Source organism: Serratia sp. CY74737 (assembly GCF_052166775.1).
GTDB lineage: Bacteria > Pseudomonadota > Gammaproteobacteria > Enterobacterales > Enterobacteriaceae > Serratia > Serratia ureilytica.
Genome location: NZ_JBJNOF010000006.1, coordinates 139,425 through 161,549, shown reverse-complemented (window position 1 = coordinate 161,549; position 22,125 = coordinate 139,425). Strand labels below are relative to the sequence as shown.

The following is a 22,125-nucleotide window of genomic DNA, read 5'->3' as shown; positions in this document are numbered from 1 at the left end:
ATGGCAACACTCATCGCAGAAAACCTGGCGAAAGCCTACAAGGGCCGTAAAGTTGTCGAAGACGTCAGCCTGAAAGTGAAATCCGGCGAGATCGTCGGCCTGCTCGGCCCGAACGGCGCCGGTAAAACCACCACCTTCTACATGGTGGTCGGCATCGTGCCGCGCGACGCCGGGCGCATCGTGATCGACGAAGAAGACATCAGCCTGTTGCCGCTGCACGCCCGTGCGCGCCGCGGCATCGGTTACCTGCCGCAGGAAGCGTCGATCTTCCGCCGCCTGAGCGTGTACGACAACCTGATGGCGGTGTTGGAGATCCGTCCCGATCTCACCAGCGAACAGCGCGAAGACCGCGCCAAAGAGCTGATGGAAGAGTTCCATATCTCCCATCTGCGCGACAGCCTCGGCCAGGCGCTGTCCGGCGGTGAACGCCGCCGCGTCGAAATCGCCCGCGCGCTGGCGGCCAACCCGAAATTCATTCTGCTGGACGAACCCTTCGCCGGGGTGGATCCGATTTCCGTTATCGATATCAAGAAAATCATCGAGCACCTGCGTGACAGCGGCCTGGGCGTGCTGATCACCGACCACAACGTGCGCGAGACGCTGGACGTATGTGAACGCGCCTACATCGTCAGCCAGGGCAAACTGATTGCCCACGGCACGCCGGATGCTATTCTGGCCGACGAGCAGGTTAAACGCGTTTATCTGGGCGAAGAGTTCCGCCTCTAAGCGCCGGCGCGTCCTGCGGGACGACACCGTTAACGGAAGTAGACAGAAAACTATGAAGCAAGGTTTGCAACTCAGGCTCAGCCAACAGCTGGCCATGACACCTCAGCTCCAGCAGGCGATCCGCCTGCTGCAGTTGTCCACGCTTGAGCTTCAGCAAGAGATCCAGCTGGCGCTGGAGAGCAATCCGCTGCTTGAACAGACCGATCTGCACGACGAAATCGACGCCAAAGAAACCCAGGAGACCGAGGGGCTCGATACCCGCGAGGCCTTGGAGCAGAAAGACATGCCGGAAGAGCTGCCTCTGGACGCCACCTGGGATGAAATCTATACCGCGGGCACGCCGTCCGGCACCGGCACCGACTACAGCGACGACGAGCTGCCGGTCTATCAGGGCGAGACCACCCAAACGCTGCAGGATTATCTGATGTGGCAGGTGGATCTGACGCCGTTTTCCGATACCGACGCCGCCATCGCCACTTCCATCGTCGACGCGGTGGATGACACCGGCTATCTCACCGTCCCGCTGGAAGACATTCTGGAAAGCCTGGGCGACGAGAACGTGACCCTCGAGGAAGTCGAGGCGGTGCTGAAGCGCGTGCAGCGTTTTGATCCGATCGGCGTCGCCGCGCGCGATCTGCGCGATTGCCTGCTGGTGCAGCTCTCCCAATACGCCAAAGATACGCCTTATCTGGCCGAAGCGCGGCTGATCATCAGCGAGCATCTGGATCTGTTGGCCAACCACGACTTTCGCAGCCTGATGCGATCAACCCGGCTAAAAGAAGATACACTGAAAGAAGCGATGCTGCTGATTCAGTCGCTCGATCCGCGCCCGGGGCAGTCGATCAATACCGGCGAATCGGAATACGTCATTCCGGACGTGCTGGTGCGCAAAACGCAGAACAAATGGACGGTCGAGCTCAACGGCGACAGCGTGCCGCGTTTGAAGATCAATCAGCAGTACGCCGCGCTGGGCAACAGCGCCCGCAGCGAAGCCGACGGCCAGTTCATCCGCAGCAACCTGCAGGAAGCCAAGTGGCTGATTAAAAGCCTGGAGAGCCGCAACGAGACGTTGCTGAAGGTCACCCGCTGCATCGTCGATCAGCAGCAGGCGTTCTTCGAGCAAGGCGAAGAGTTTATGAAACCCATGGTGCTGGCGGATATCGCCCAGGCCGTGGAGATGCATGAATCGACGATCTCGCGCGTCACCACGCAGAAGTTTCTGCACAGCCCGCGCGGCATTTTCGAATTGAAATATTTCTTCTCCAGCCACGTGAATACCGACAGCGGCGGCGAAGCCTCCTCGACGGCGATCCGCGCGTTGGTGAAGAAATTGATTGCGGCGGAAAACCCCGCCAAACCACTCAGCGACAGCAAGCTGGCCACCCTGCTCGCCAATCAGGGGATCATCGTGGCCCGGCGCACCGTCGCCAAGTACCGAGAGTCTTTGTCCATCCCGCCGTCGAACCAGCGCAAACAGTTGGTTTGACCTCTATTGAGAAGGAAGACACTATGCAGCTCAACATTACCGGACACCACATCGAAATCACCGATCCGTTGCGCGAGTTCGTGAACAACAAGTTCGCCAAACTCGAACAGTATTTTGATCGCATCAATCAGGTGTATGTTGTATTAAGTGTGGAAAAAGTGCAGCAAATTGCGGAAGCAACGGTGCACGTGAATGGAGGCGAGTTGCACGCCACCTCGGAAGACGAGAATATGTATGCCGCAATTGATACGCTGATCGACAAATTGGCACGTCAATTGAACAAACATAAAGACAAATTGAAGCAACACTGACACCCTGACCCATTCCGTGAGGCGGCATCCGTCGCCGCCTCTCCCTTCGGCGCGTGACCCGCATGGGTGACGCGCCGAACGGTAATCAGGGTCAAAACCGACGAAAAACCGCCTTGCCGGCTTCGCCCGGCGGCGCGGTTTTAAGTGAAGATGAGATGAACAACGAATATATGCAATTAAGCTCGGTGTTAAACATCGAGTGCACCAAAAGCTCGGTACACTGCACCAGCAAGAAGCGGGCTTTGGAAATTATCAGCGAACTGGCCGCCAAACAGCTCAATCTGCCTTCGCAGGTGGTGTTTGACGCGGTTCTCACCCGGGAGCGCATGGGCAGCACCGGTATCGGCAACGGTATCGCCATTCCCCACGGCAAACTGGAAGAGGACACACTGCGGGCCGTTGGCGTGTTTATCCGTCTCGACCAACCCATCGCTTTCGACGCTATCGACAATCAGCCGGTCGATCTGCTGTTTGCGCTGCTGGTGCCTGCCGATCAGTGCAAAACCCATTTGCATACGCTGTCGCTGGTCGCCAAACGCCTGGCAGACAAAACCGTATGCCGCCGCCTGCGCGCCGCGCAGAGCGACGAAGAACTTTACCAAATCATCACCGAGTGATGCCCGGCCGGCGTGACTTCCAGCCCGGATAACGATACTGTTTTACGATGATGGATCCGGCTGCGGCCGGAATAACAAAGTTTAACGGTGGCGATGAACGCCGCCGCGATGCCAGGGGAGTTGCCACATGGTGCTGATGATTGTCAGCGGCCGTTCCGGTTCCGGAAAATCCGTCGCCTTGCGGGCGCTGGAAGACATGGGTTTTTACTGCGTTGACAACCTGCCGGTGGTTCTGCTGCCGCAGCTCGCCAATACGCTGGCGGAACGCAATATCTCCGCGGCGGTCAGCATCGACGTGCGCAACATGCCGGAATCGCCGGAAGTGTTCGAATACGCGATGACTCAGCTGCCGGACAGCTTCTCGCCGCAGCTGCTGTTCCTCGACGCCGATCGCAACACGCTGATCCGCCGTTACAGCGACACCCGCCGCCTGCACCCGCTCTCCAGCAAAAACCTGTCGCTGGAAAGCGCGATCGACGAAGAGAGCGATCTGCTCGAACCGCTGCGCTCGCGGGCTGACCTGATTATCGACACCTCGGAAATGTCGGTGCACGAACTGGCCGAAATGCTGCGCACCCGCCTGCTCGGCAAACGCGAGCGCGAACTGACCATGGTGTTCGAATCCTTCGGCTTCAAACACGGCATCCCGATCGACGCCGACTACGTGTTCGACGTGCGCTTCCTGCCTAACCCGCACTGGGATCCGAAGCTGCGGCCGATGACCGGTCTGGACAAGCCGGTAGCGTCGTTCCTCGATCGCCATACCGAAGTGCATAACTTTATTTACCAGACCCGCAGCTATCTGGAACAGTGGCTGCCGATGCTGGAAACCAACAACCGCAGCTACCTGACGGTCGCCATCGGCTGTACCGGCGGCAAACACCGTTCGGTGTACGTGGCGGAACAGCTGGCCGATTACTTCCGCTCGCGCGGCAAGAATGTGCAATCGCGCCACCGCACGCTGGAAAAGCGCAAACAATGACGGTCAAACAGACGGTTGAAATCAAAAACAAGCTGGGCATGCACGCGCGCCCGGCGATGAAACTGTTCGAACTGGTGCAAAGCTTCGACGCCGAAGTGATGCTGCGCAACGAAAGCGGCACCGAAGCCGAAGCCAGCAGCGTCATCGCGCTGCTGATGCTGGACTCCGCCCAGGGTCGGCACATCGAAGTCGAAGCGACCGGCCCCGATGAAGTCAACGCGCTGGCGGCGGTGGTCGAGCTGTTCAACTCCGGGTTTGATGAAGATTAGTCGCTGAGACTCTTCCCATGCGTCGCCTCGGCGCATGTGTTGCCTCCGCCCCTCCCATAGTGTAGCCCTCCCGTTTCTCATTTTGCGAATCCGCTTCCAGAATCAGCCGTAACCGCCTGTAAATTCACGTCATGGATTTACCCCCACCACGGTAATCGCAATAGTGTGTAACGCAAAAACAGACAACAGGCGGATGTTTCCCCACGCTTTGCTGGCGGGACAACAGAAAGTTTACAATTTGTGAACTTCACCGGCAGTCGCTATAATGTTCACCGGGTAGGAATCGAAGGAACGATGCATATCATTTCCAGGGAACCGTTCAATAACGCAACGAAGCAATATCCCAATGAAGCCACTACTCTCGAGGCCATTTATAAAGCGTTGCGACGGGGTGAGTTCCGCACGCCGGACGAGTTAAAAGCGCTTTTTCCTTCGCTCGATCGTATGAAGTACAAAGAGAAATGGTGGGTCATTGACGTCGGCGGCAACCACCTGCGGATCTTGTTCTTTGCCAGCTTCGAGACACAGAAAGTCTTCATAAAGCATATCGTTAGCCACGCCGAATACGACAAGCTGATGCAGCACTATCGAAGGAGTTCGTCATGATTACAGATGCCATTAAGGCGGCCGATGCGCTACTGCGCGCCGTACCCTTATTGCAGGGCAGCCACGCTCAGCAAGACTACCGAGAAGCGCTCGAATTGGTGGAATATCTGCTGGAAAACGATGAACGCCATCCGCTGATTGACATGTTGGCAAAAAAAATCGCCGAATATGAAGACAACAGCGCCGAATTTACCGCATTCAACCAGCGTATCGCCCAACTCCCGCAGGGGGTGGCCGCGCTTCGCGTATTGATGGAACAGCACCAACTCAGCCAAAGTGATTTTGAACATGAGATCGGCAAAAAGTCGTTGGTCAACCAAATCCTGAACGGCAAAAGATCGCTGACCATTCCGCACATTATGGCGCTGGCCAAACGCTTCAATCTGCCCCCAGCCCTGTTCCTGCCGGAAGCAGATTAGCCCCTCAACTCCGGCTCAGGCAGTCCAGCGCCACCGCTTTGAAGCTGTCGAAGCTGTCACTGCCCAGCAGGCGGCTCATTGAGCGTTCACGCACGAAGGTGACGAACAGCTCGTAGATCGCCATCGCCTCTTCATAGTCGCTCTTGCTGATCGCCAGCAGGAAAATCACGTGCGCGACCTCGCCCTCGCCCCAGGCGACGCCCTGCGGCGCCAGTAGCGTCACCACCACGGTCTTTTTCGCCAGCAGCCCCAGCGAGTGCGGCAGCGCGATGCCTTCGCCCAGCAGCGTGGAGACGATCGCCTCGCGTTCGACCACCGACGGATAAAAGTCCGCGCCGACGTACCCTTCCCGCTCCAGCTGGCCGCACACCCGGCTGAACAGTTCCGCCTGCGTCAGCGGCTCGTTGAGCACCATGAAATGCTCGGCGTCGAAGAACTTCTCCAGCATGTACGGTCGGGTGCGATCCACCAGCACCAGTTTGCCCAGTTGCTCCAGCTGATAATCGGTCGGGAACGGCGACATCACCACTACCGGCTTGTTCTTTTCGCCGATGCGGGCGTTGGAAATCACGAAGTCTTCGTCGATGTGCGCGAGCATCTCGTAATCGCGCAGCGAGACGATGCGCGTCATCACCAGCTGCGGATACTTGCGCGCAATCTGCGCCTGGATCATCCGCACCGTCGAGTTGCCGGTGTCGCACACCAGCATCACCTGCGGGTGGCGTTCATAACCGATGTTGTAATGTCGCTCCAGCCCCACGCCGATGTGCAGCACCAGATAACCGATTTCGTTCTCGCTCAGCGTATAAGGCGTGTACTTGCCCCAGCTGGAGACCGCCGCCAGCGTCACGTCGTAAGCCATCGGATAGTGCTGCTTGATGTTGGCCAACAGCGGATTGGGGATGTTGATCTGGTATTTCACCCGCGTAATCATGGTCTTGATATGGGTAAGCAGATCGGCCCGCAGCTGCTCGTCGCCCTGCAGGTTGTAGTTATAGTGTGCGTTGATGTAGGACAGGATGTAGTCCACCAGCGCTTCTTCATCGTCGGCGTTGATCTCGGTCGGCTGCACGTCTTGCACGCGGCGCGCGGCGATATTGACCCGCAGATAGGCCTCTTCGGCCATCGAGATCTCTTTGCCGGAGGCCGCACGCAGCTCCGCCGCCAGGCGGGTCGACACCTGGCGCACCGCCTCGTCGCCGTCCTCCACCTCGAAGTCCGACAGCGGATAGCCATCGTTGATGCGCCGCAGCGCCACCGCGCAGTAGAAAATCAGGTACTGCTCGCCCTCGTCGGTCAGGCGAATGGCGTATTGCGACAGCAGCGGGTGCAGCAAGCCGGCGAACGCCGCCACCTGCGGCTGCAGCAGGATCTCGTTGTTGAGCAGCGGGTTCTCGGCGTCGGCCAGCTGCAGCTGGAACAGCAGGTCGGTCAGGCAGGCGCGGATCGCCATCTCCGCGCCGAACAGCTTCATGCCGTAACGCGGCTTGGTTTCGATCGTCAATTGATAGTGCGCCAGACGCTCTCTCACCTCAGCCATGTCGTTTTGCAGCGTGCCGCGGCTGACGAACCACTCGTCAGCCAGATCTTCCAGTTTGAGGGAGAAGGCTGAGGTCAAAAAACGCACCAGCAGATAATGCACCCGCTCCTGCGCACTGCGCGGGGTGGCGTGTTTGCGACGCTCCTGATGCTGCAGGGCGCTGAACAGCGCAGCATTATCGACCTGCAAACGATAGCCGGCCCCGCGGCTATGCACGAAGCGCGCGCCGTATTTGTCCAGGATCTCGTTCAGCGCGGTGATATCGGCCCGCACCGTGCGGGTAGACACGGCGAAACGCTTCGCCAGCTCATCCTGCGGCAAAGTCTCGGTTTGCAAAGCATCGAACAAGTAAGCCAAACGCGGGTAAGGAAATCGCACCATTCTGTGTCCGTCAATCAGGCGGCCCACCCGGCGAACCGGGCGGGCCACGGGTTACTTCGCCGGCGGCAGGAACGCCATTTGCGAGGGGCTGCCGATCGGCAGATAACCGCCCACAAAGCTGAGTTTGCCGTCAGTCGGGTTGACGCTGAAGCGGGTGACGTTATCGCTGCGCTGGTTCAGCGCATACAGATAGCGGCCATCCGGGCTCAGCGCCAGCGAACGCGGATAATCGCCACGCGTCCAGGTTTCCGCCACCGGTTTCAACTCGCCGCCGGCGCCCACGCTGAACTGGGCAATGCTGTTATGCAGCCGGTTGGCGACGTACAGCGTGTCGCCGTTCTTGCTGAGCGCCAGCCCCGAAGCGAAGCTGGTGCCCTGATAGTCGGCGGGCAGCGCGGAAACCGCATGCAGTTGTTTCAGAGTACCTTTTTGGCGATCAAAACGGTAGCTGGTCAACGTCGAGGCCTCTTCGTTCACCAGCAGCACAGTGTCGCCGTCCGGGTGGAACACAAAATGACGCGGGCCGGCGCCGGCGGAAGAGGCGGCGATCCACGGCGGATCGTTCGGCGTCAGGCGGCCGCTCGCGGCGTCAAAGCGCCATTGGTAGATGCGATCCAACCCCAGATCGGTGGAGAACACGAACTTGCCGCTCGGATCGCTGGCGATCATATGGGCATGCGGGCCATTGTGATCGCTGACGGCGAAGCTGCCGTTCACCGCCGCCGCCGGTTTGGCCGCGCCCGCCGGGCCCTGTTGCTGCTGCACCGAGCTGGCGGCGCCCAGGCTGCCGTCCGCTTCAATCGGGAAGACCGCCACGCTGCCGCTGACATAGTTCGCTACCAGCAGATGCCGCCCGTCCGGCGTCGAGGTAAGATACACCGGCCCCGCCCCCTGCGAATTCACCTGGTTGAGCTGCGTCAGTGCGCCATCGGCCGGATTGACCCGGTAGGCGGTGATGCCGCCGTGCTTGCCGCCGTTGAAATCGGCCACTTCGCTGGCGACATACAGCGTTTTGCCGCCGACGCCCAGCGTCAGCTGCGCCGGATTCGGCACGTTGCTGACCAGCGTAACCTGGCTCAACGCGCCGCTGGCCGGATCGACCCGCACTCGGTAAACGCCTTCGCCGTTGGGATTGTAGGTGCCGATATAGGCAAAATGAGATGACGTGGAGTTCATTGCATCCTCAGCATGCAGCGCCGGGCCGGTCACGGCCAGCAGCGCTATAAACAACGCGGTGCGTCGGGTTGGAGCCTGCCAGTTTCGCATAGTAGTCCTCAATATAGGTAACGGCGCGGCATGCCGCGCCACGGGAAAACCTTCGCCTCCCAGCGTTTACCTCATCCCATTGTGCGTTCAGCCCACCAGCTTTTTGGTCATCGCCAGCAGGGCTTTCACGTCCTGCGGACGCGTATCGCCGCTGGTGGCGTCGATGATCGAGCTGTAGATATGCGGGATCACGCGTTTCACGCCGGCCGCCAGCGCGATCTCGACGATCGGCTCAAAGTTCTCCAGATCGATACCGCCGGTCGGCTCCAGCATGAAGTCATGCTCGGCGCAGGCCTTGGCTACGTACTGGTACTCGTCCTTGCACTTCAGGCCGCCCATCGGGAAATACTTGATGGAGCTGCCGCCCATGTCTTTCAGCAGGGCGATGGCGGTTTCCACCGGCACGATGCCGTCCGGCGCCGCGGCGCTTAATGGGCCGGTAGAGATCTTCACCCAACCGACGCGGCCGGTCGGCGACACCAGGCCGTTGACCACGCTGTCGTTCTGGCCCAGCAGCGCGCGGCTGGCGCCGACGCCGGTGAACACCTGGTTAACGTGCTGCGGCTGCACCTGCTGAGCGATCAGGCTGACCATCGCCGACTGCTTAGGATCGCCGGCGCCCAGGCCGACCGAGAGCGCGTTTTCAATCAGGCGCGCATAGCGCAGCATGTCGGTCACCGCGCTGTCGACGTCCGAGTAGTTCTTGGAGAGCACGCCCACCAGCACATGGCCTTCCGCCGCAGCGTAGATGTCCTGCGCGTTGGCTTTGGAGCCGGCCAGCACGTTCAGGCAGACGCGGTCGCGATAGTAGTTAGGCTGCAGCTTCATGCTTGTTTCTCCGTAAACAGATTTTTGATACAGGTAAAGACGGTCATCAGTTGCCGCTCGTCGACGCTGCGCACGTCGACCTCAATCTTGCCTTCGTTGGCCTTGTAGCCGCGGAAGTAGATGGCGATATCGCCGGTTTTCAACGCCTGGACGATGTCATAGGTCGACCGCCCCAGCACCGCCTCATCAAAGGCGATCTCGGCGCGAGCGATATCGCGGCCGGCGCTGTCCCAGACGATCCTGGCGCTGACGCCGGTCAGGGTGTTGAGGCTGTCGAGGAACGGCGTCATCCGCTCCACCATCTGTTGCCCGGTGGTTTTCTCAAGCGTCAGATAGCTTTCAATCGCTTGGGTCAGGCCGAGGATGCCCTCTTTGCCGACCTTCATCGCCCGGCCGATGCCGCCGGATTGCAACTTCACCCACTCGACGTACTGTTTCTTGCCGATCACGAGACCGCTGGTCGGCCCCTCGATGGCTTTGGCGCCGCTGTAGATCACCAGATCGGCCCCCATCTGGTAGTAACACATCAGATCTTCTTCCGCCGCGGCGTCGACGATCAGCGGCAGGTTATGCTTGCGTGCCACTACCGCCGCCTGTTCGACGGACAAAATGCTTTTCTGCACGCAGTGGTGCGATTTGACGTACAGGATCGCCGCCGTCTGCGGCGTGATGCAGGCTTCAATCTGCTCCGGCGAACATTCGTTGGCGTAGCCCGCCTCCACCACCTTGCCGCCGCCCAGCGCCACCATGGTGTCCACCGGCGCGCCGAAGTTGACGTTGTGACCACGCGGCAACACGATCTCGCGCGGCACGGCGATCGGCGCCGAATGCAGGTTCACCAGCAGATTGGCGTTATCTTTAACGATCACCGCCGCTACCGACTGGGCGATGCCCGCCGAGGCGCAGGAGACGATCACCGCATCCTCCACGTTGAGCAGATCGGCGATGTAGGCGCCGGTCTTGTTGACCAGATCCTTGATTTCGAAATAGTGGTTCAGGCCGTAATCAACGGCGTCGATCACGTCCTGGCGCGGCGTGGAAACGCCGAGAATGGTCATGCGGCCGGAGGTGTTGATCACCTGCTTCAAACCGTATTTTTCATAAATCGAAGACATGGCTTGCCTCCCCTTGTTCGGTTAATAGGATTTCCCCGGCCACCACCGCGGCCAGCGGCACCAGCAGCCGTTCGCCCTCGGCGGTTTGCCCTTCGGCGTCGGCGAATACCTGCGGTTCGCGGCGCAGCTCAAACAGCGTGAAATCGGCGTCATAGCCCGGCTCCAGCCGCCCTTTGCCGCTCAGCTGCAGCGCCGACGCGGCGTTCTCCGTCACGCAGGCGATCACCTGCGGCAGCGTCAGGCCGACGCTGAAGAATTTGGACATCACCGTCGCCAGGCTGTGCACCGGCCCGTTCATGCGGTTGCGGCAGTAAATATCGGAGCTGATGGTGTGTGGCAAAATGCCCAGTTTGATCGCCTGGCGCGCCACCTCGAAGCTGAAGCTGGCGGTGCCGTGCCCTACGTCGAGCAATACGCCGCGCCGCAGCGCGCGCTGGATAGACTCGCGCAGCGTGCCCGCCGGCGTCAGAATGCGGTTCGGTTTGCCGTTGTAGCAGTGGGTGATGATGTCGCCACGGGTCAGCAGATCGGCGATGTCGTCCAGATCCGGCGGGTTGTTGCCGATATGCACCATCAGCGGCAGCCGACGGTTTTCCTGCTGGATCTCTTTGGCCAACACCAGCGGCCGGGTGCCGTTCTTGCCCACCACGCTGCTGCTCATGCGCGCCTTGATGCCGATGATGAAACCGGGATGGTTGGCGATGGCCTGGCCGGCCTCGCGCTTGTCGATGTCCGTCAACTCCGCCAGCTCGTTCTGCCGCAGCAGGCCAATGCGCGAGATATTGAGGAAGGCGAAAACGTTGGTTTTGGCGCTGCGCGTCAGCTGATAAAAGGCGTCGATATCGTCGGCACCGGCGCTGCCGGCATCGACCACGCTGGTGACGCCGCTGGCGACGCCGACCCGATCCGGCTCGTCATGGTAGATCGGCGATTCGGGATAGCAGTGCACGTGCGCATCGATCCAACCGGCGCTCAGGCGGCAGTTGCCCGCCAGATCCAGCTGGCGAACGGCACTGACGTCCGCCGCCAACCGCCCCACCGAGGCTATTTTGCCGTCTTTCACCGCCAGATCGATCAGCGTATCGTCCGCCAGTCTGGCGCCTCTGATTACTAAGTCATACATACCGCATTGCTCCTGTTAGCCCGGGCGCCGCCGCAGCCTCGGGCGGCGCCTGGCGCAGGCCTCTTAAGAAATGGCTACCGGGAAGATCGCCCCCAGGATCATCGCGCCGAGGATCGCTCCGCCGGTGATCGGTTTACCCCAGATATAGAACAGCAGCGCGCCGAGCAGTGAACCGATGCCGATCGGGATCGAGGCGGTCATCGCCGACAGGATGATCAACGGCCCGAGGAAGCGGCCCGACGAGTTGCCCGCGCCCATCATCACGTCCGCCCCGTAGGTGGAGTTGCTCTGATTGATGGTGAATTTGCGCGCCAGAATGATCACGTAACCGATCGCCAGGCCGATGACGAGGCCGGTGGCCAGCGAAGCGGCGAAGTTGGCGACCGGGAACACGATGCCGGCCCCCAAAAGCAGCGCCGGTACGCCCAGCCCGACGCCGGTCTGGATCGCGCCACCGATGTCCAGGATGCCCACCAGCGAACCTTCGATGATGCGCGCGAACAGGAAGCTGGCGCCGAACGCCGCCACCGCGCCGTACACGCCGGTATCCATCCCCGCCCGCAGCATGGAGACGAAGGCCACTTCGTTAAAGGCGCCGATGCCGTACAGGTAGTACATGTGCGTCCCGGCGAACACGCCGGAGGACAGCAGGCCAACAAAAATCGGGAATGACCAGTCGGCGTACCAGAAGCCTTTTTGGGTTTGCTCTTCCATCATCCCGCTCCTTATTTACCGCTCAGGGTGTTGTGAATGGCGTCCAGCCAGCCCGGCACGCCGAGGCTGAAGGACTCGAGAACTTTCATGTCGAAGCCGCGGAAGAAGCCGCTCAGCACGAACAGCAGCACGATCACCGCCATCATGATCTTGGTGATCTTGTTCCAGCCACTCTCTTCCACGCCTTTGCCGATCAGAATGCCCAGCACCAGGCCCGGTACGGCGTTGCCCATGATCAGCTGCGCCAGGCCGCCGAAGATGGTGCCCCAGAAGCCGGAACGGCGCCCGGCGTCGATCGCCGCCAGCCAGAAGATCACCGGCATCACGGTGTTCACCAGCAGGTTGGCCGCCGGCACCAGCACCTTGATCGCGGTGACCTGCAGCGCGGCAGGCACGGCGGAAGCGGTGGTATTGAGGAATGCCACTACCAGCATGCCGATGATGCCGCAGGCGATGGCCATTTTTTTCGGATCGTGCAGCGTTTGCGCCAGATTGCGGTTCTTGACCATCAGGGCCGCCGCGCCCCAGTGCGGGATGATGCGGTGGTCGACGTCCTGCGTGAAGGAGCCCGCCGCCACGGAAGACGCCCAGGCGTTGAAGAAGAAGCCCAGACCGAATGAAAAGTGGGAAGCCGGATCGCCCTCACAGGAGTTCAGCTCGCCCAGGGTGCGAAACGCCCCCATGCCCTGTGTTGTCGGTGCGTGGAACATGCGTGCGGCGCCGGCCCCTACGCCAACCCCCACCAGCCCACCGATAATAATCGATTTAAATAAGATGATTAAAAACATCAGTATACCCTTTCATTTATGCTAACGTTTTTATTTCGTGACGAAGACAACCTTCTCGGTATTGATAATGGTTACGTTCACGGTTATTTCCAGAGAAACGGCATAGTTCTTTCTTTCACGCGGCAAAAAGAAGAAAAGAAATTTCTCTTTTGTTATTTTCTCTTCCGCTTTCACCACGCTGACGTCCTGCGGCTCGATGCGCAGCAGAATATTGTTGGTGGACTTTAATACCGCGCCCTGCACATTAGCCAAGGCGGAAGCAAAAGCTTTCGCTTTGCTGTCGCCTTTACCCTCCACCTTTACCGATGTGGTATATTGCTCTTTCATTATGGGTTGCCATGTTTTTTGACGTAGGCTTCCACCAGTTTCTGGCCCAGCTCTTCTTTATCCATAAAGCCGAACCCCAGTACGTTGCAGCCTTCGTTAATTGCCGTCACGCCCTCTTCCACCGAACGCATGCCGTATTTGGCTTTGTAGCCGTATTTGGTTTGCGCGGTAATCGCGCCGGCACCGCCGCTGCCGCAAAAAGAGATGCCCAGCTGCGCGTTTTCCGCTTTCATGACGTCGCCCAGCTTCATATCCGCCGCCACGCCGGGGATAACCACCGCTTTTCCGCCTGCGTTTTCAACGCCCTGGCCGACTTTTTGCCCTTTTCCCAAACGATCGCCGATCACTACGGTAATTTGACCCATGGTATATTCTCCTGATTGAAATCGATGCGTTAACCGCTATGCGTTATTATCTTTCGCCACTTCGAAGTGCACTGAAAGCAAATAGGCTTCTTCGATAGGCAATGTGCCAAACTGATCCACCACGCGCTCCGCCATTTGCATGGACTCGGCGGAAATTTCGTCGAACAGTGATTTATCCACCTCCGGCAACGGCTCACCGGTTATTGAGCGCAGCACCATGGCGCGAATATGCGATTCCAGCATCTGTTGCTGCACCGCATTGGTATAAATATTCTCAGCATTCAGCATCGCGGTAATATCCGCCAGCACCCGAGCGGTGATCTCACCGGCTTCGCTGATATCGGATTGTTCAATTTCTTTTATCGAAGCAGATCCATCATTCACTTTTCAGTACCCCTAGATCCCACATTAATCAGTAAGCCGTAAAGCGCATCACCTGAATAACCCGCTTTCTGTGATGTCTTTACCCTACCCCCGGTAAGATTTTCTGTGGAGACCGGTTTTTTCCAGTTCGAAGTGGAAATCGAATGACGCGCGGAGATCCATTTCGCAAAACGGCGTTAAGGCGAAAAAGTAAATGAGATAACAATTACATAACCCGGCTAACGGTTTTTTTTGCCTCGATTGACGATAAAAGCCTTCGTGATCGGGATCTCTTTCTTTTCTCGCCCCAACCGCCTACTATCAATGGGACAAATCGACATTACCCACACCCCCGCTCCTCTGGCGCGGGGGTGTTGCTTTGTGTTGTTTTTCCGAATTTATGGGTGCACAGACTGGCGCCCTTTGATTTGACTGGAGAGTGGAATGACCAAACCCATCATTACTATTAATGAGCTGGATGCGGAACGCCTGGATGCGCTATTGGAACAACCGGCCTTTGCCAACACCGACGTCGCCGCCGCGCTGAACGACGAGTTGGATCGCGCGGAAATCCTGCCGCCGGAGAAAATGCCGGCCAACGTGGTGACCATGAACAGCCGCGTGCGTTTTCGCGATCTGCACACCGATGAAGAGCACGTGCGCACGCTGGTTTACCCGGCCTCGCTGAAAGACAGCCACGATCAGCTGTCGGTGATGGCGCCGCTGGGCGCAGCGCTGCTCGGCATGCACGTCGGCAAGCAGATCTCCTGGCAATTGCCGAACGGTGAAGAAGCGCGGATTGAAGTGCTGGAATTACTGTACCAGCCGGAAGCGGCGGGCGAATACCACCGTTAAGCGGTTCTCAGGGCGGCATCCAGCCGCCCTTTCTGTTTCAGAGGCAGATAGCGATCAGCACGGCGATCAGCAGCAGCACGTAGATTTTGGCATGCAGCGCATCGCTCACCTTCGGCAAACAGCGCCTGGCAAACACGATCCCCGCAATCCCCGCCACCACCAGCAGCCCCAGAATGTTCAGATTGACGTAGCCCAGATACTGCGGCCCGCTCATCTCGCGCCACCCCAACACGATATACATCAGCGCCCCGATCACCGCCACCGGGATCGACAGCGGGTTGGCGGCGCTGACGCAATACTTCATGTCATAGCCATGGCGGCGCAGCAGCGGCACGGTCATCACGCTGCCGCCCACCCCCAGCAGCGTGGCGATGCCGCCGATCAGCGGCCCGCCGCCCCACAGCGTGGTAGGGGAAAGTTCAGCGCGCGCCGGTTTGGTCAGGAACCCCCGGCGGAACAGACAGTCGGCGATGGTCACCGCCATATAGGCCACGAACAGCACGCGGATCACGCCGTCCGCCAGCAGCGAGGAGGCAAACGCGCCCAGCGCCGCGCCAATGCCGATGAAAAAGATCAGCGGCACGATGGTTTCCCGCAGCAGGTTGCCGCTGCGCCAGTTGGTCAGGGTGGCGTACCCTGCGTTGAGGATCATCACCGCCGTCGAGGTCGCCACCGCAATATGCATCGCCTGGCCGGGCTGCTCGCCTGAGGCGGAGATCAAATGGTAAACGAAAGGCACCACCACAAAGCCGCCGCCGAAGCCGAACAGAATGGTGGTGATGCCGGTCAGAAAACCGGCACCCAGAACGATTAACATTTCAATCATGGCCGTGCGCCCGCACGAAGTCGTCGAACCCGGCGCAGAACTGCCCCGCCAGCGGGTGGAAACGATCGCCGACGAACAGCCCCAGATACTGCTCGCGCACGGCGTCGTGATCCACCAGCTCAATGCCCGCCTGTTCCGCCTGCGCCAGCGTCTGCGCATCCGGGAAGCCCCAATAGCGCGAATCACCCTGCTTTTCCGCCGCTATCGCTTCGCTCCGTTCCGCCCGCATCAGCTGGCGCGCCAGGAAGGTGCCGCTCTGCACGCCCAGCAACATCATGTTTTCCAGGAACGACAGGTCGTGGCGCAGCTCGGCGGGCAGGCGGGCGAGCACCGGGCCGGCATCCCAATGTTCGTCCATTTCATGCAGCGTCACCGCACAGTCCTTGTCACCGTTCATCATCGCGCGGAACAGCGTCATTACCCCGCGATAGCGCGGCAAGTCGCCCGGATGCAGGTTCCACAGCAGCTTGCCGCGCCGGCTGAAGGCGCGCACATAGTCGGCGGAAAATTTCTGATAACAGCGCAAAGAAATCACCCCGTCCATATGACCCAGGCTGCTGATAAACGCGGCGTCATTGATGTCGAGAACGCGATGCGCTTTGACCCCGGCGGCGGCCAGGAACAGAGCCGGCGGCTGATAGGCGCCCTCACAGGCGGCGGCGTTGCGGCCAACGAACGGGAACACGAAATCGTTCAGCACCTCGCGCTCATACAGCCCCAGGCGGCGAACCGCCGGCTCCTGGGCGCGGCCGCTGCTTTTCGCCAGGGGGAAATACACCGTAAAAGCACACTCGCCTTTCAGGGCGGCGATCAGATCCTGACATACCAGCCAGGAGAAAATGTCGTTGCCGACAAAGAGCGCTACGTTTTTCATGCTTCAGCCTTCTTTGCGTTGAAAATAGGGTTGTTAAATACGAATTTGCTGATGTCTCGGGTGATGGATTCCATCGCCGAGGTGTAAAAAAGGTCGCCCTTGGCGGGCGCGCCGAGCGAGTAGAGATGCTGCTCGCGGCCGCGGCGATCGGCGATTTTCAGCGTGTGCGGGTTGCACTTCACGCCGCCGAACAGGTTCTCCTGCACCACCCCGTCTTGCAGCAGTTGATGGCTCAGGCGGTTGGGCGGCAGTTGATAAGAAGGCGTGGTGCAGTTGAACAGATACTGCGCATGCACCCGCGTCTCATGGCAACGAAGGATAAATCCGCCCGTCCCCTTGCTGATATCCGCCAGGCCACCGCAGGCGCGCAGGCGTTGGCTCTCCAACGCCGCCACGATCTTGTAGGCGTTCTTGATCGGCATGGCGTGCCGATTGCGCATCCAGGAGGAGTTGTAAAAGCGCATGAAGACCTGCCGGTTGTTGGCATCCATTTTGACCCAGGCGGCGCACACCGTCGGATGGATCGCCGCCAGGTAGCTGCAGATGTGCTCCCGGGCAAAGCGCGCCCGGTCGAGGCTGTCCGCCAGATCGCGGTAGCAATCGCGCCTTTCCCCCAGCGCCGAGAGCACCGTCAACCGTTCCGGCCCCGGATAGTGACGCGCCAGCGCGGCGTTGATCGCATGCACCAGCTGATGCGCATCAATAAAATCGTTACCGGCGACAAAGCGCCGCAGCCCCTCAACAAACGCCTCCGGCGGCGGACGCATCAACGCCGGTTGCACGCTGGGGAACAGGCCCGAACGCGACAGGGCGCAGATATCGGTAGCCCCCAGGCGCTCCATCAGTTCAACGATGGCGTCGATCGGCGGCAGATCCCGGTGGGCCTGATAAGCGATCACCCCGTCCACCGGATAGAGACATTCCGGCGGGTTATGCCCAGAACACAGCACCAGCGCGTTCATCTGTTCGGCGGCGCCGCAGGCAGTGGTCAGCCGATAGCCTGCCTCGTGCGGCGCAATGGCATTCACTTCGGCGGTCACGAAATTCAGCGCCACGTTGCTGTCCGCCGCCATATACATCGTCATGTCGCGAATAAAATCGAGATATTCCCGATACAGCCAACGCGGCGGATAACGATCCTGGCAAAACTGCGGGAAATGCATGGCGATCCAATCAACGAAGTGCGCGTCGTCGAAAATATCCGCCGACATATTTTCTGGCGTCATATTTAATATATGGCTGTCAAAATCGCTGCTGTATGCCATACCGCCCTTGAAGCCCTGCTTGTCGAACACCGTCAGGGAAAGCGGCCTTTTGCAATGATTAACCGACTTATTTTTTATAAAGTTATACGCAAAAGAGATGCCGGCGGCTCCGCCGCCAATCACACCGAACTTATACATGAAATATCACATTATAGTCATTGAACTGCGCTAAGAACTATTGCTTCAGGTGTTGGAATAAAATGACGATTTATTCCTTATTAACTTCTTGTATTGCGAGAACGAAAACCTTCTTCTCACCCCGGTGTGAAAACTTGCGCGGGCTTTATGGCCGATAAAATAACGGCGCCCCGGACAAGCGTTATTTTTCTGCCCCGATAGTAGGGCGACCGCCGCTGGCTTGCTTTATATGAAAGGCCAACTATCATTGCGTTTCGGCCAACCTGCCGCCAAAGGGGACACATGCGCAACGTCCGCATTGATGACATCGACCACGTAGCACGCGCGGTGATCGCCATCGGCACCGATTATCCGCCGGGGCATTTGCTGCCGATGCACAGCCACCGGCGCGCGCAGTTGCTGTACGGCGCCACCGGCGTCATGCACGTTTTCACACAGCAAGGCAATTGGATCGTCCCGCCGCAGCACGCGGTGTGGCTGCCGCCGCAGATGCCGCACGCGGTGAGGATGGTCGGCGTCACTACCCGCAGTCTGTACCTCGAACCGGGCGCGTTGCCCGCCGAACAGCCTCAGGTTTGCCAGGTGGTTAGCGTCACCCCGCTGATGCGCCAACTGTTGATGGCGGCGGTGGACATGCCGCTGGAGTATGAGCGGGAGGGACGCGACGGGGCGCTGGCGACGTTGCTGCTGCACGAGCTGGCCCGGCTGCAACCCTTGCCGTTGCACATCCCGCTGCCCGCCGACCCTCGGCTGGGCGAGCTGTGCCGCGCCTTTTTGCAGCACCCCGACGCCCACGACTCCACGCAGCAATGGGCCCCTCGTCTGTACATGAGTATTCGCACCTTCAGCCGCTTCTTTCGCGCGCAGACCGGCCTGCCTTTTTCGCAATGGCGTCAGCGCGCCTGCGTGGTGCTGGCGTTGGCGCTGCTGGCCGAAGGGCGCAGCGTGACGCAGGTGGCCATGGAGATGGGATATGACAGCAGCGCGGCGTTTTCAACCATGTTTCGCCGCGTGCTGGGGCAGACGCCCTCCTCCTATCTGACGGAAGACGGGCGCGACGGTTGACGGGTTAGCGGAATTTCTTGTGGTTGGCGTCGCGGGTCTGCTTGAAGCCCTGCGCCAGCTGCTTGGCTTCGGCGACTTTGCCCTGATTGGCCAGCGCCAGCGCCTGATCGATCTGGCCGATCAGGGTATCCAACCCGCTGCGGAAATCTTTCATCTCCGGGCTGTCGGCGGCTTTGCTCTCCAGTTTCGGCGGAGTACCCTGCTTGGCATCCTGCGCGGCGGCGCGCATGTTCTGCAGGCTCTGTTTGAGGGTGGCGGCGGAGTCGGTATTCAGCACCGTTTTGTAGTTTTCCGCCAGGGTGTCCATATCGTCGCCCAGATCGGCGGCGGCCGCCAGCGAACTGGCCGCCAGCAGCGTCAACGCCGCCAGCGCTTTCAGGGTATTCTGCATGTTTGCTCACCTTCCAGTTATTGTTTTAGTTAACCCACCGCTACCATAGGCAAGGCCGGGCAAAATCGAAACCGGAGATTTGTAAGCAAGGTTGAGACGGGATAACGCGCGGCCGGCGGGCGCCGACCGCACAGAGGATCACTGGCCGGCGATCTTCATTTCCGGCAGCAGCACCGAACCGCACTGGATATTGCTGCGGGTTTCGATATCGCTGCCGACGCTGACGATGTTGCGCAGCATGTCTTTCAGGTTGCCGGCGATGGTGATCTCGCTGACCGGATACTGGATCTCGCCATTTTCCACCCAAAAACCGGCGGCGCCGCGAGAATAATCGCCGGTGACGCCGCTGACGCCCTGGCCCATCAATTCGGTGACCACCAGGCCGGTACCAAGCTGTTTCAGCATGCCGGCGAAGTCTGCGCCCTGCCCGGCAATGCGCCAGTTATGGATGCCGCCGGCATGGCCGGTGCTGTGCAGGCCCAGCTTGCGCGCCGAGTAGCTGGTCATCAGCCAGGTTTGCAGCACGCCATCCTTGACGATATCGCGCCGCTGGGTGCGCACGCCCTCGCTGTCGAACGGCGTTGACGCCAGCCCTTTCAGCAGATGGGGATGTTCCTCGACGGTCAGCCACGACGGCAGGATCTGCTTGCCGAGCGCGTCCAGCAGGAAAGTGGATTTGCGGTAGACGCTGCTGCCGCTGATGGCCCCCACCAGATGGCCGAACAGCCCGGTGGCCACTTCGGAGGCGAACAGCACCGGCGCCTTCATGGTCGACAGTTTACGCGGCGCGAGACGCGCCAGCGTGCGGCGGGCGCACTCCTGCCCCACCCACTCGGGGCTGTACAGATCGCCCATCGCACGGCCGATGGTGTAAGCGTAATCCCGCTCCATGTCGCCGTCCTGCTCCGCAATGACGCAGCTGGACAGCGAATGACGGCTGGAACAGTAGCTTTGCAGCATGCCGTGGCTGTTGCCGAACACCTTGATGCCGTAGTGGCTGTTGAAGCTGCCGCCTTCGGTGTTGGTAATGCGTTTGTCCGCCGCCAGCGAAGCCTGCTCGGCGCGCGCCGCCAGCTCGATGCCGCGCTCGGCGTCCAGCTCGGTCGGGTGGAACAGATCGAGATCCGGCGCCTCAAACGCCAACAAATCTTTCTCCGCCGGGCCGGCGCAAGGATCTTCAGAGGTGTAACGCGCGATGTCCAGCGCCGCCTGTACGGTGCGGGCGATGGCATCCGGGCTGAGATCGGTGGAAGAGGCGCTGCCTTTGCGCTGACGGTGATACACGGTGATGCCCAGCGCGCCATCGCTGTTAAACTCGACGTTTTCCACCTCGCCGAAGCGGGTGCTGACGCTGATGCCGGTCGATTTGGTGACCGCGACTTCCGCCGCGTCGGAACCGGCGCGTGCCAGCTCCAGAGCCTGAGAAACGGCCTGTTCCAGCGCCTTGCGCTGTTCTGCAACTTGAGTGACTACTTTCATCAATCTGCCATAATTAATCAGAAAATCGTTGAGAAAAGTGCCGGAGCGGCGTAGTTGTGCACGCGGGGCGGCGCGCAAAAATCCTGAGATCTCTGCCGTTGAGTCTAACAGGAACCGCGTTGAATTTCGCATAAAGCCGAACGGTAAGACCGGGATAAAATACAAAACTCGCGCGTCACTCGACGATAAGTTTTACCGACTTGCCGATATTCGCCATCATGTTGACCAACGCATCCAACGTAAATTTCTCGGTTTTCTGGTTCACCACGTCGGACACGCGCGGCCGGGAAGTGTGCAGATAACGCGCCGCCTCTTCCTGGCGATAGCCTTCTTCCTCAATCCACGCGCTGATCTCTCCCATCAGCTGTTTTTTTAGTGCGATAAGCTGCGCAATCTCCGCATTGGACTGTGCTTGCAATTGCCGAGCCTCATCGGCGGAAAACCCCAAATCCGCAAACACATTGCCGCCTGCTGGCGTAATGTGGCGCGAACCGGTATCAATCGGCTTGGTCATGACCTTTACTCCGCTCATTAATGACCGCGTCATAACGCGCTTTGATTATCTGAATATCGTGGCGGCTGGTTTTCTCCGCCTTCTTTTGAAAGCTGTGCAGAACGTAGATCGCTTCGCTAAACTTTGCCACATAGACCACCCTGAACGCTCCGCCGATGGCATATAAACGGATTTCGATAACGCCACTTCCACAACTGGTCATCGTTTTCCAATTACCGGGCTCCAAACCTCTTTGCACTTTACTCAGTTCAAATCCTGCCGCTTTTCGCGCATCTATTGGAAAGGCCAACAAATCCTCTAACGATGAACCGCGCCAATCAATGGCTTTCTCGATGCCATCATCCATGAATACCACCTCCTTTTGTATAAAATTTTATACAAACATGATGATAAAAACAACAGCATGAATTCAGAGGACAGGAACCTAGACATGATAATGCCCCAGCGCGGCAGCTATACTCAGTTTGCTCAGGGCACTCAATTGGCGGGTTG

Annotated in this window: 27 protein-coding genes; 10 read left to right on the top strand and 17 right to left on the bottom strand. The window is 59.6% G+C overall.

The window, feature by feature from the left end; all coding sequences use genetic code 11:
* The 8 genes from lptB (at nt 1) to ACJ8PE_RS10155 (ending at nt 5,416) form a co-directional block, all read left to right on the top strand.
* A complete protein-coding gene (gene lptB / locus ACJ8PE_RS10190; RefSeq protein WP_004937040.1) occupies nt 1-726 on the top strand; it encodes an LPS export ABC transporter ATP-binding protein in 726 nt (241 codons plus the stop codon).
* Between the two features lie 52 nt (nt 727-778).
* On the top strand, nt 779-2,212 hold the full coding sequence (gene rpoN, locus ACJ8PE_RS10185) for an RNA polymerase factor sigma-54 (RefSeq protein WP_197759899.1): 1,434 nt from the start codon (nt 779-781) through the stop codon (nt 2,210-2,212).
* Nucleotides 2,213-2,235: 23 nt separating this feature from the next.
* Complete coding sequence (gene hpf, locus ACJ8PE_RS10180; protein WP_004937038.1) at nt 2,236-2,523, top strand: ribosome hibernation promoting factor; 288 nt, start codon at nt 2,236-2,238, stop codon at nt 2,521-2,523.
* Between the two features lie 155 nt (nt 2,524-2,678).
* Entirely contained in the window at nt 2,679-3,140 is a 462-nt protein-coding gene (gene ptsN, locus ACJ8PE_RS10175) for a PTS IIA-like nitrogen regulatory protein PtsN (protein ID WP_016930212.1), read from the top strand.
* Nucleotides 3,141-3,267: 127 nt separating this feature from the next.
* Nucleotides 3,268-4,122 carry an RNase adapter RapZ gene (gene rapZ, locus ACJ8PE_RS10170; RefSeq protein ID WP_015379177.1) on the top strand — a complete coding sequence of 285 codons (855 nt, stop codon included), beginning with the start codon at nt 3,268-3,270 and terminating at the stop codon, nt 4,120-4,122.
* The gene (gene npr / locus ACJ8PE_RS10165) at nt 4,119-4,391 is read left to right on the top strand and encodes a PTS phosphocarrier protein NPr (protein WP_004937034.1); all 273 of its coding nucleotides are present in this window, start codon (nt 4,119-4,121) and stop codon (nt 4,389-4,391) included. Before rapZ ends, npr begins: the two co-directional genes overlap by 4 nt.
* Nucleotides 4,392-4,685: 294 nt before the next feature.
* Nucleotides 4,686-4,997, top strand: a complete 312-nt coding sequence (locus ACJ8PE_RS10160) for a type II toxin-antitoxin system HigB family toxin (protein ID WP_197792722.1) — start codon at nt 4,686-4,688, stop codon at nt 4,995-4,997.
* On the top strand, nt 4,994-5,416 hold the full coding sequence (locus tag ACJ8PE_RS10155; protein ID WP_033644489.1) for a helix-turn-helix domain-containing protein: 423 nt from the start codon (nt 4,994-4,996) through the stop codon (nt 5,414-5,416). The genes ACJ8PE_RS10160 and ACJ8PE_RS10155 overlap by 4 nt, the downstream gene beginning before the upstream one ends.
* Before the next feature lie 4 nt (nt 5,417-5,420).
* Here the strand turns inward: ACJ8PE_RS10155 and ACJ8PE_RS10150 are convergent, their stop codons facing one another.
* The 10 genes from ACJ8PE_RS10150 to ACJ8PE_RS10105 form a co-directional block, all read right to left on the bottom strand.
* Nucleotides 5,421-7,337: a BglG family transcription antiterminator gene (locus ACJ8PE_RS10150; protein ID WP_033644486.1), complete on the bottom strand. Its 1,917-nt coding sequence runs from the start codon at nt 7,335-7,337 to the stop codon at nt 5,421-5,423.
* 51 nt (nt 7,338-7,388) lie between these two features.
* Nucleotides 7,389-8,603, bottom strand: a complete 1,215-nt coding sequence (locus tag ACJ8PE_RS10145) for a lactonase family protein (protein ID WP_197794880.1) — start codon at nt 8,601-8,603, stop codon at nt 7,389-7,391.
* Nucleotides 8,604-8,690: 87 nt separating this feature from the next.
* A complete protein-coding gene (gene dagF, locus ACJ8PE_RS10140; RefSeq protein WP_197792724.1) occupies nt 8,691-9,431 on the bottom strand; it encodes a 2-dehydro-3-deoxy-phosphogluconate aldolase in 741 nt (246 codons plus the stop codon).
* Nucleotides 9,428-10,546, bottom strand: coding sequence for a DgaE family pyridoxal phosphate-dependent ammonia lyase (locus ACJ8PE_RS10135; protein ID WP_197792725.1), 1,119 nt, complete (start codon nt 10,544-10,546; stop codon nt 9,428-9,430). Before ACJ8PE_RS10135 ends, dagF begins: the two co-directional genes overlap by 4 nt.
* On the bottom strand, nt 10,530-11,669 hold the full coding sequence (locus tag ACJ8PE_RS10130; protein WP_033644479.1) for an amidohydrolase/deacetylase family metallohydrolase: 1,140 nt from the start codon (nt 11,667-11,669) through the stop codon (nt 10,530-10,532). The genes ACJ8PE_RS10135 and ACJ8PE_RS10130 overlap by 17 nt, the downstream gene beginning before the upstream one ends.
* 63 nt (nt 11,670-11,732) lie before the next feature.
* Nucleotides 11,733-12,383, bottom strand: a complete 651-nt coding sequence (locus ACJ8PE_RS10125) for a DUF4310 family protein (RefSeq protein WP_048234891.1) — start codon at nt 12,381-12,383, stop codon at nt 11,733-11,735.
* Between the two features lie 11 nt (nt 12,384-12,394).
* Nucleotides 12,395-13,171, bottom strand: a complete 777-nt coding sequence (locus ACJ8PE_RS10120; protein WP_004937006.1) for a DUF4311 domain-containing protein — start codon at nt 13,169-13,171, stop codon at nt 12,395-12,397.
* Nucleotides 13,172-13,201: 30 nt separating this feature from the next.
* On the bottom strand, nt 13,202-13,498 hold the full coding sequence (locus tag ACJ8PE_RS10115) for a DUF4312 family protein (RefSeq protein ID WP_197792727.1): 297 nt from the start codon (nt 13,496-13,498) through the stop codon (nt 13,202-13,204).
* Nucleotides 13,498-13,863, bottom strand: a complete 366-nt coding sequence (locus ACJ8PE_RS10110; protein WP_004937000.1) for a glycine-rich SFCGS family protein — start codon at nt 13,861-13,863, stop codon at nt 13,498-13,500. The genes ACJ8PE_RS10115 and ACJ8PE_RS10110 overlap by 1 nt, the downstream gene beginning before the upstream one ends.
* 36 nt (nt 13,864-13,899) lie before the next feature.
* Nucleotides 13,900-14,226: a glycine dehydrogenase gene (locus ACJ8PE_RS10105; protein ID WP_089192640.1), complete on the bottom strand. Its 327-nt coding sequence runs from the start codon at nt 14,224-14,226 to the stop codon at nt 13,900-13,902.
* Between the two features lie 444 nt (nt 14,227-14,670).
* Here ACJ8PE_RS10105 and rnk point away from each other — a divergent pair, with 444 nt between their 5' ends.
* On the top strand, nt 14,671-15,081 hold the full coding sequence (rnk, locus tag ACJ8PE_RS10100) for a nucleoside diphosphate kinase regulator (RefSeq protein WP_004936993.1): 411 nt from the start codon (nt 14,671-14,673) through the stop codon (nt 15,079-15,081).
* 37 nt (nt 15,082-15,118) lie between these two features.
* Here rnk and ACJ8PE_RS10095 read toward each other — a convergent pair whose 3' ends face one another.
* The 3 genes from ACJ8PE_RS10095 to ACJ8PE_RS10085 are packed head-to-tail and all read right to left on the bottom strand — an operon-like array spanning nt 15,119 to nt 18,184.
* Nucleotides 15,119-15,907: a sulfite exporter TauE/SafE family protein gene (locus tag ACJ8PE_RS10095; protein ID WP_197759897.1), complete on the bottom strand. Its 789-nt coding sequence runs from the start codon at nt 15,905-15,907 to the stop codon at nt 15,119-15,121.
* Nucleotides 15,900-16,781: a formyltransferase family protein gene (locus tag ACJ8PE_RS10090; protein WP_197792728.1), complete on the bottom strand. Its 882-nt coding sequence runs from the start codon at nt 16,779-16,781 to the stop codon at nt 15,900-15,902. The genes ACJ8PE_RS10095 and ACJ8PE_RS10090 overlap by 8 nt, the downstream gene beginning before the upstream one ends.
* The gene (locus ACJ8PE_RS10085; RefSeq protein ID WP_197792729.1) at nt 16,778-18,184 is read right to left on the bottom strand and encodes an FAD/NAD(P)-binding protein; all 1,407 of its coding nucleotides are present in this window, start codon (nt 18,182-18,184) and stop codon (nt 16,778-16,780) included. The genes ACJ8PE_RS10090 and ACJ8PE_RS10085 overlap by 4 nt, the downstream gene beginning before the upstream one ends.
* A 282-nt stretch (nt 18,185-18,466) precedes the next feature.
* Here ACJ8PE_RS10085 and ACJ8PE_RS10080 point away from each other — a divergent pair, with 282 nt between their 5' ends.
* Nucleotides 18,467-19,249, top strand: coding sequence for an AraC family transcriptional regulator (locus ACJ8PE_RS10080; RefSeq protein ID WP_197792730.1), 783 nt, complete (start codon nt 18,467-18,469; stop codon nt 19,247-19,249).
* A 4-nt stretch (nt 19,250-19,253) separates the two neighbouring features.
* Here ACJ8PE_RS10080 and cybC read toward each other — a convergent pair whose 3' ends face one another.
* The 4 genes from cybC to ACJ8PE_RS10060 form a co-directional block, all read right to left on the bottom strand.
* On the bottom strand, nt 19,254-19,640 hold the full coding sequence (gene cybC / locus ACJ8PE_RS10075) for a cytochrome b562 (RefSeq protein ID WP_033644470.1): 387 nt from the start codon (nt 19,638-19,640) through the stop codon (nt 19,254-19,256).
* Nucleotides 19,641-19,778: 138 nt separating this feature from the next.
* On the bottom strand, nt 19,779-21,119 hold the full coding sequence (pmbA, locus tag ACJ8PE_RS10070) for a metalloprotease PmbA (protein ID WP_442536755.1): 1,341 nt from the start codon (nt 21,117-21,119) through the stop codon (nt 19,779-19,781).
* Between the two features lie 175 nt (nt 21,120-21,294).
* Nucleotides 21,295-21,633 (bottom strand): helix-turn-helix domain-containing protein, encoded by a 339-nt coding sequence (locus tag ACJ8PE_RS10065; protein WP_033651243.1) that lies wholly within the window; start codon nt 21,631-21,633, stop codon nt 21,295-21,297.
* Nucleotides 21,617-21,979: a type II toxin-antitoxin system RelE/ParE family toxin gene (locus tag ACJ8PE_RS10060; RefSeq protein ID WP_033651242.1), complete on the bottom strand. Its 363-nt coding sequence runs from the start codon at nt 21,977-21,979 to the stop codon at nt 21,617-21,619. The genes ACJ8PE_RS10065 and ACJ8PE_RS10060 overlap by 17 nt, the downstream gene beginning before the upstream one ends.
* Nucleotides 21,980-22,125 lie beyond the last annotated feature (146 nt).

What these genes read in the sequence shown, in the direction of transcription:
- lptB (WP_004937040.1), top strand. Translation starts at nt 1, where the DNA reads ATGGCAACACTCATCGCAGAAAACCTGGCGAAAGCCTACAAGGGCCGT.
- rpoN (WP_197759899.1), top strand. Translation starts at nt 779, where the DNA reads ATGAAGCAAGGTTTGCAACTCAGGCTCAGCCAACAGCTGGCCATGACA.
- hpf (WP_004937038.1), top strand. Translation starts at nt 2,236, where the DNA reads ATGCAGCTCAACATTACCGGACACCACATCGAAATCACCGATCCGTTG.
- ptsN (WP_016930212.1), top strand. Translation starts at nt 2,679, where the DNA reads ATGAACAACGAATATATGCAATTAAGCTCGGTGTTAAACATCGAGTGC.
- rapZ (WP_015379177.1), top strand. Translation starts at nt 3,268, where the DNA reads ATGGTGCTGATGATTGTCAGCGGCCGTTCCGGTTCCGGAAAATCCGTC.
- npr (WP_004937034.1), top strand. Translation starts at nt 4,119, where the DNA reads ATGACGGTCAAACAGACGGTTGAAATCAAAAACAAGCTGGGCATGCAC.
- ACJ8PE_RS10160 (WP_197792722.1), top strand. Translation starts at nt 4,686, where the DNA reads ATGCATATCATTTCCAGGGAACCGTTCAATAACGCAACGAAGCAATAT.
- ACJ8PE_RS10155 (WP_033644489.1), top strand. Translation starts at nt 4,994, where the DNA reads ATGATTACAGATGCCATTAAGGCGGCCGATGCGCTACTGCGCGCCGTA.
- ACJ8PE_RS10150 (WP_033644486.1), bottom strand. Translation starts at nt 7,337, where the DNA reads ATGGTGCGATTTCCTTACCCGCGTTTGGCTTACTTGTTCGATGCTTTG.
- ACJ8PE_RS10145 (WP_197794880.1), bottom strand. Translation starts at nt 8,603, where the DNA reads ATGCGAAACTGGCAGGCTCCAACCCGACGCACCGCGTTGTTTATAGCG.
- dagF (WP_197792724.1), bottom strand. Translation starts at nt 9,431, where the DNA reads ATGAAGCTGCAGCCTAACTACTATCGCGACCGCGTCTGCCTGAACGTG.
- ACJ8PE_RS10135 (WP_197792725.1), bottom strand. Translation starts at nt 10,546, where the DNA reads ATGTCTTCGATTTATGAAAAATACGGTTTGAAGCAGGTGATCAACACC.
- ACJ8PE_RS10130 (WP_033644479.1), bottom strand. Translation starts at nt 11,669, where the DNA reads ATGTATGACTTAGTAATCAGAGGCGCCAGACTGGCGGACGATACGCTG.
- ACJ8PE_RS10125 (WP_048234891.1), bottom strand. Translation starts at nt 12,383, where the DNA reads ATGGAAGAGCAAACCCAAAAAGGCTTCTGGTACGCCGACTGGTCATTC.
- ACJ8PE_RS10120 (WP_004937006.1), bottom strand. Translation starts at nt 13,171, where the DNA reads ATGTTTTTAATCATCTTATTTAAATCGATTATTATCGGTGGGCTGGTG.
- ACJ8PE_RS10115 (WP_197792727.1), bottom strand. Translation starts at nt 13,498, where the DNA reads ATGAAAGAGCAATATACCACATCGGTAAAGGTGGAGGGTAAAGGCGAC.
- ACJ8PE_RS10110 (WP_004937000.1), bottom strand. Translation starts at nt 13,863, where the DNA reads ATGGGTCAAATTACCGTAGTGATCGGCGATCGTTTGGGAAAAGGGCAA.
- rnk (WP_004936993.1), top strand. Translation starts at nt 14,671, where the DNA reads ATGACCAAACCCATCATTACTATTAATGAGCTGGATGCGGAACGCCTG.
- ACJ8PE_RS10095 (WP_197759897.1), bottom strand. Translation starts at nt 15,907, where the DNA reads ATGATTGAAATGTTAATCGTTCTGGGTGCCGGTTTTCTGACCGGCATC.
- ACJ8PE_RS10090 (WP_197792728.1), bottom strand. Translation starts at nt 16,781, where the DNA reads ATGAAAAACGTAGCGCTCTTTGTCGGCAACGACATTTTCTCCTGGCTG.
- ACJ8PE_RS10085 (WP_197792729.1), bottom strand. Translation starts at nt 18,184, where the DNA reads ATGTATAAGTTCGGTGTGATTGGCGGCGGAGCCGCCGGCATCTCTTTT.
- ACJ8PE_RS10080 (WP_197792730.1), top strand. Translation starts at nt 18,467, where the DNA reads ATGCGCAACGTCCGCATTGATGACATCGACCACGTAGCACGCGCGGTG.
- cybC (WP_033644470.1), bottom strand. Translation starts at nt 19,640, where the DNA reads ATGCAGAATACCCTGAAAGCGCTGGCGGCGTTGACGCTGCTGGCGGCC.
- pmbA (WP_442536755.1), bottom strand. Translation starts at nt 21,119, where the DNA reads ATGAAAGTAGTCACTCAAGTTGCAGAACAGCGCAAGGCGCTGGAACAG.
- ACJ8PE_RS10065 (WP_033651243.1), bottom strand. Translation starts at nt 21,633, where the DNA reads ATGACCAAGCCGATTGATACCGGTTCGCGCCACATTACGCCAGCAGGC.
- ACJ8PE_RS10060 (WP_033651242.1), bottom strand. Translation starts at nt 21,979, where the DNA reads ATGGATGATGGCATCGAGAAAGCCATTGATTGGCGCGGTTCATCGTTA.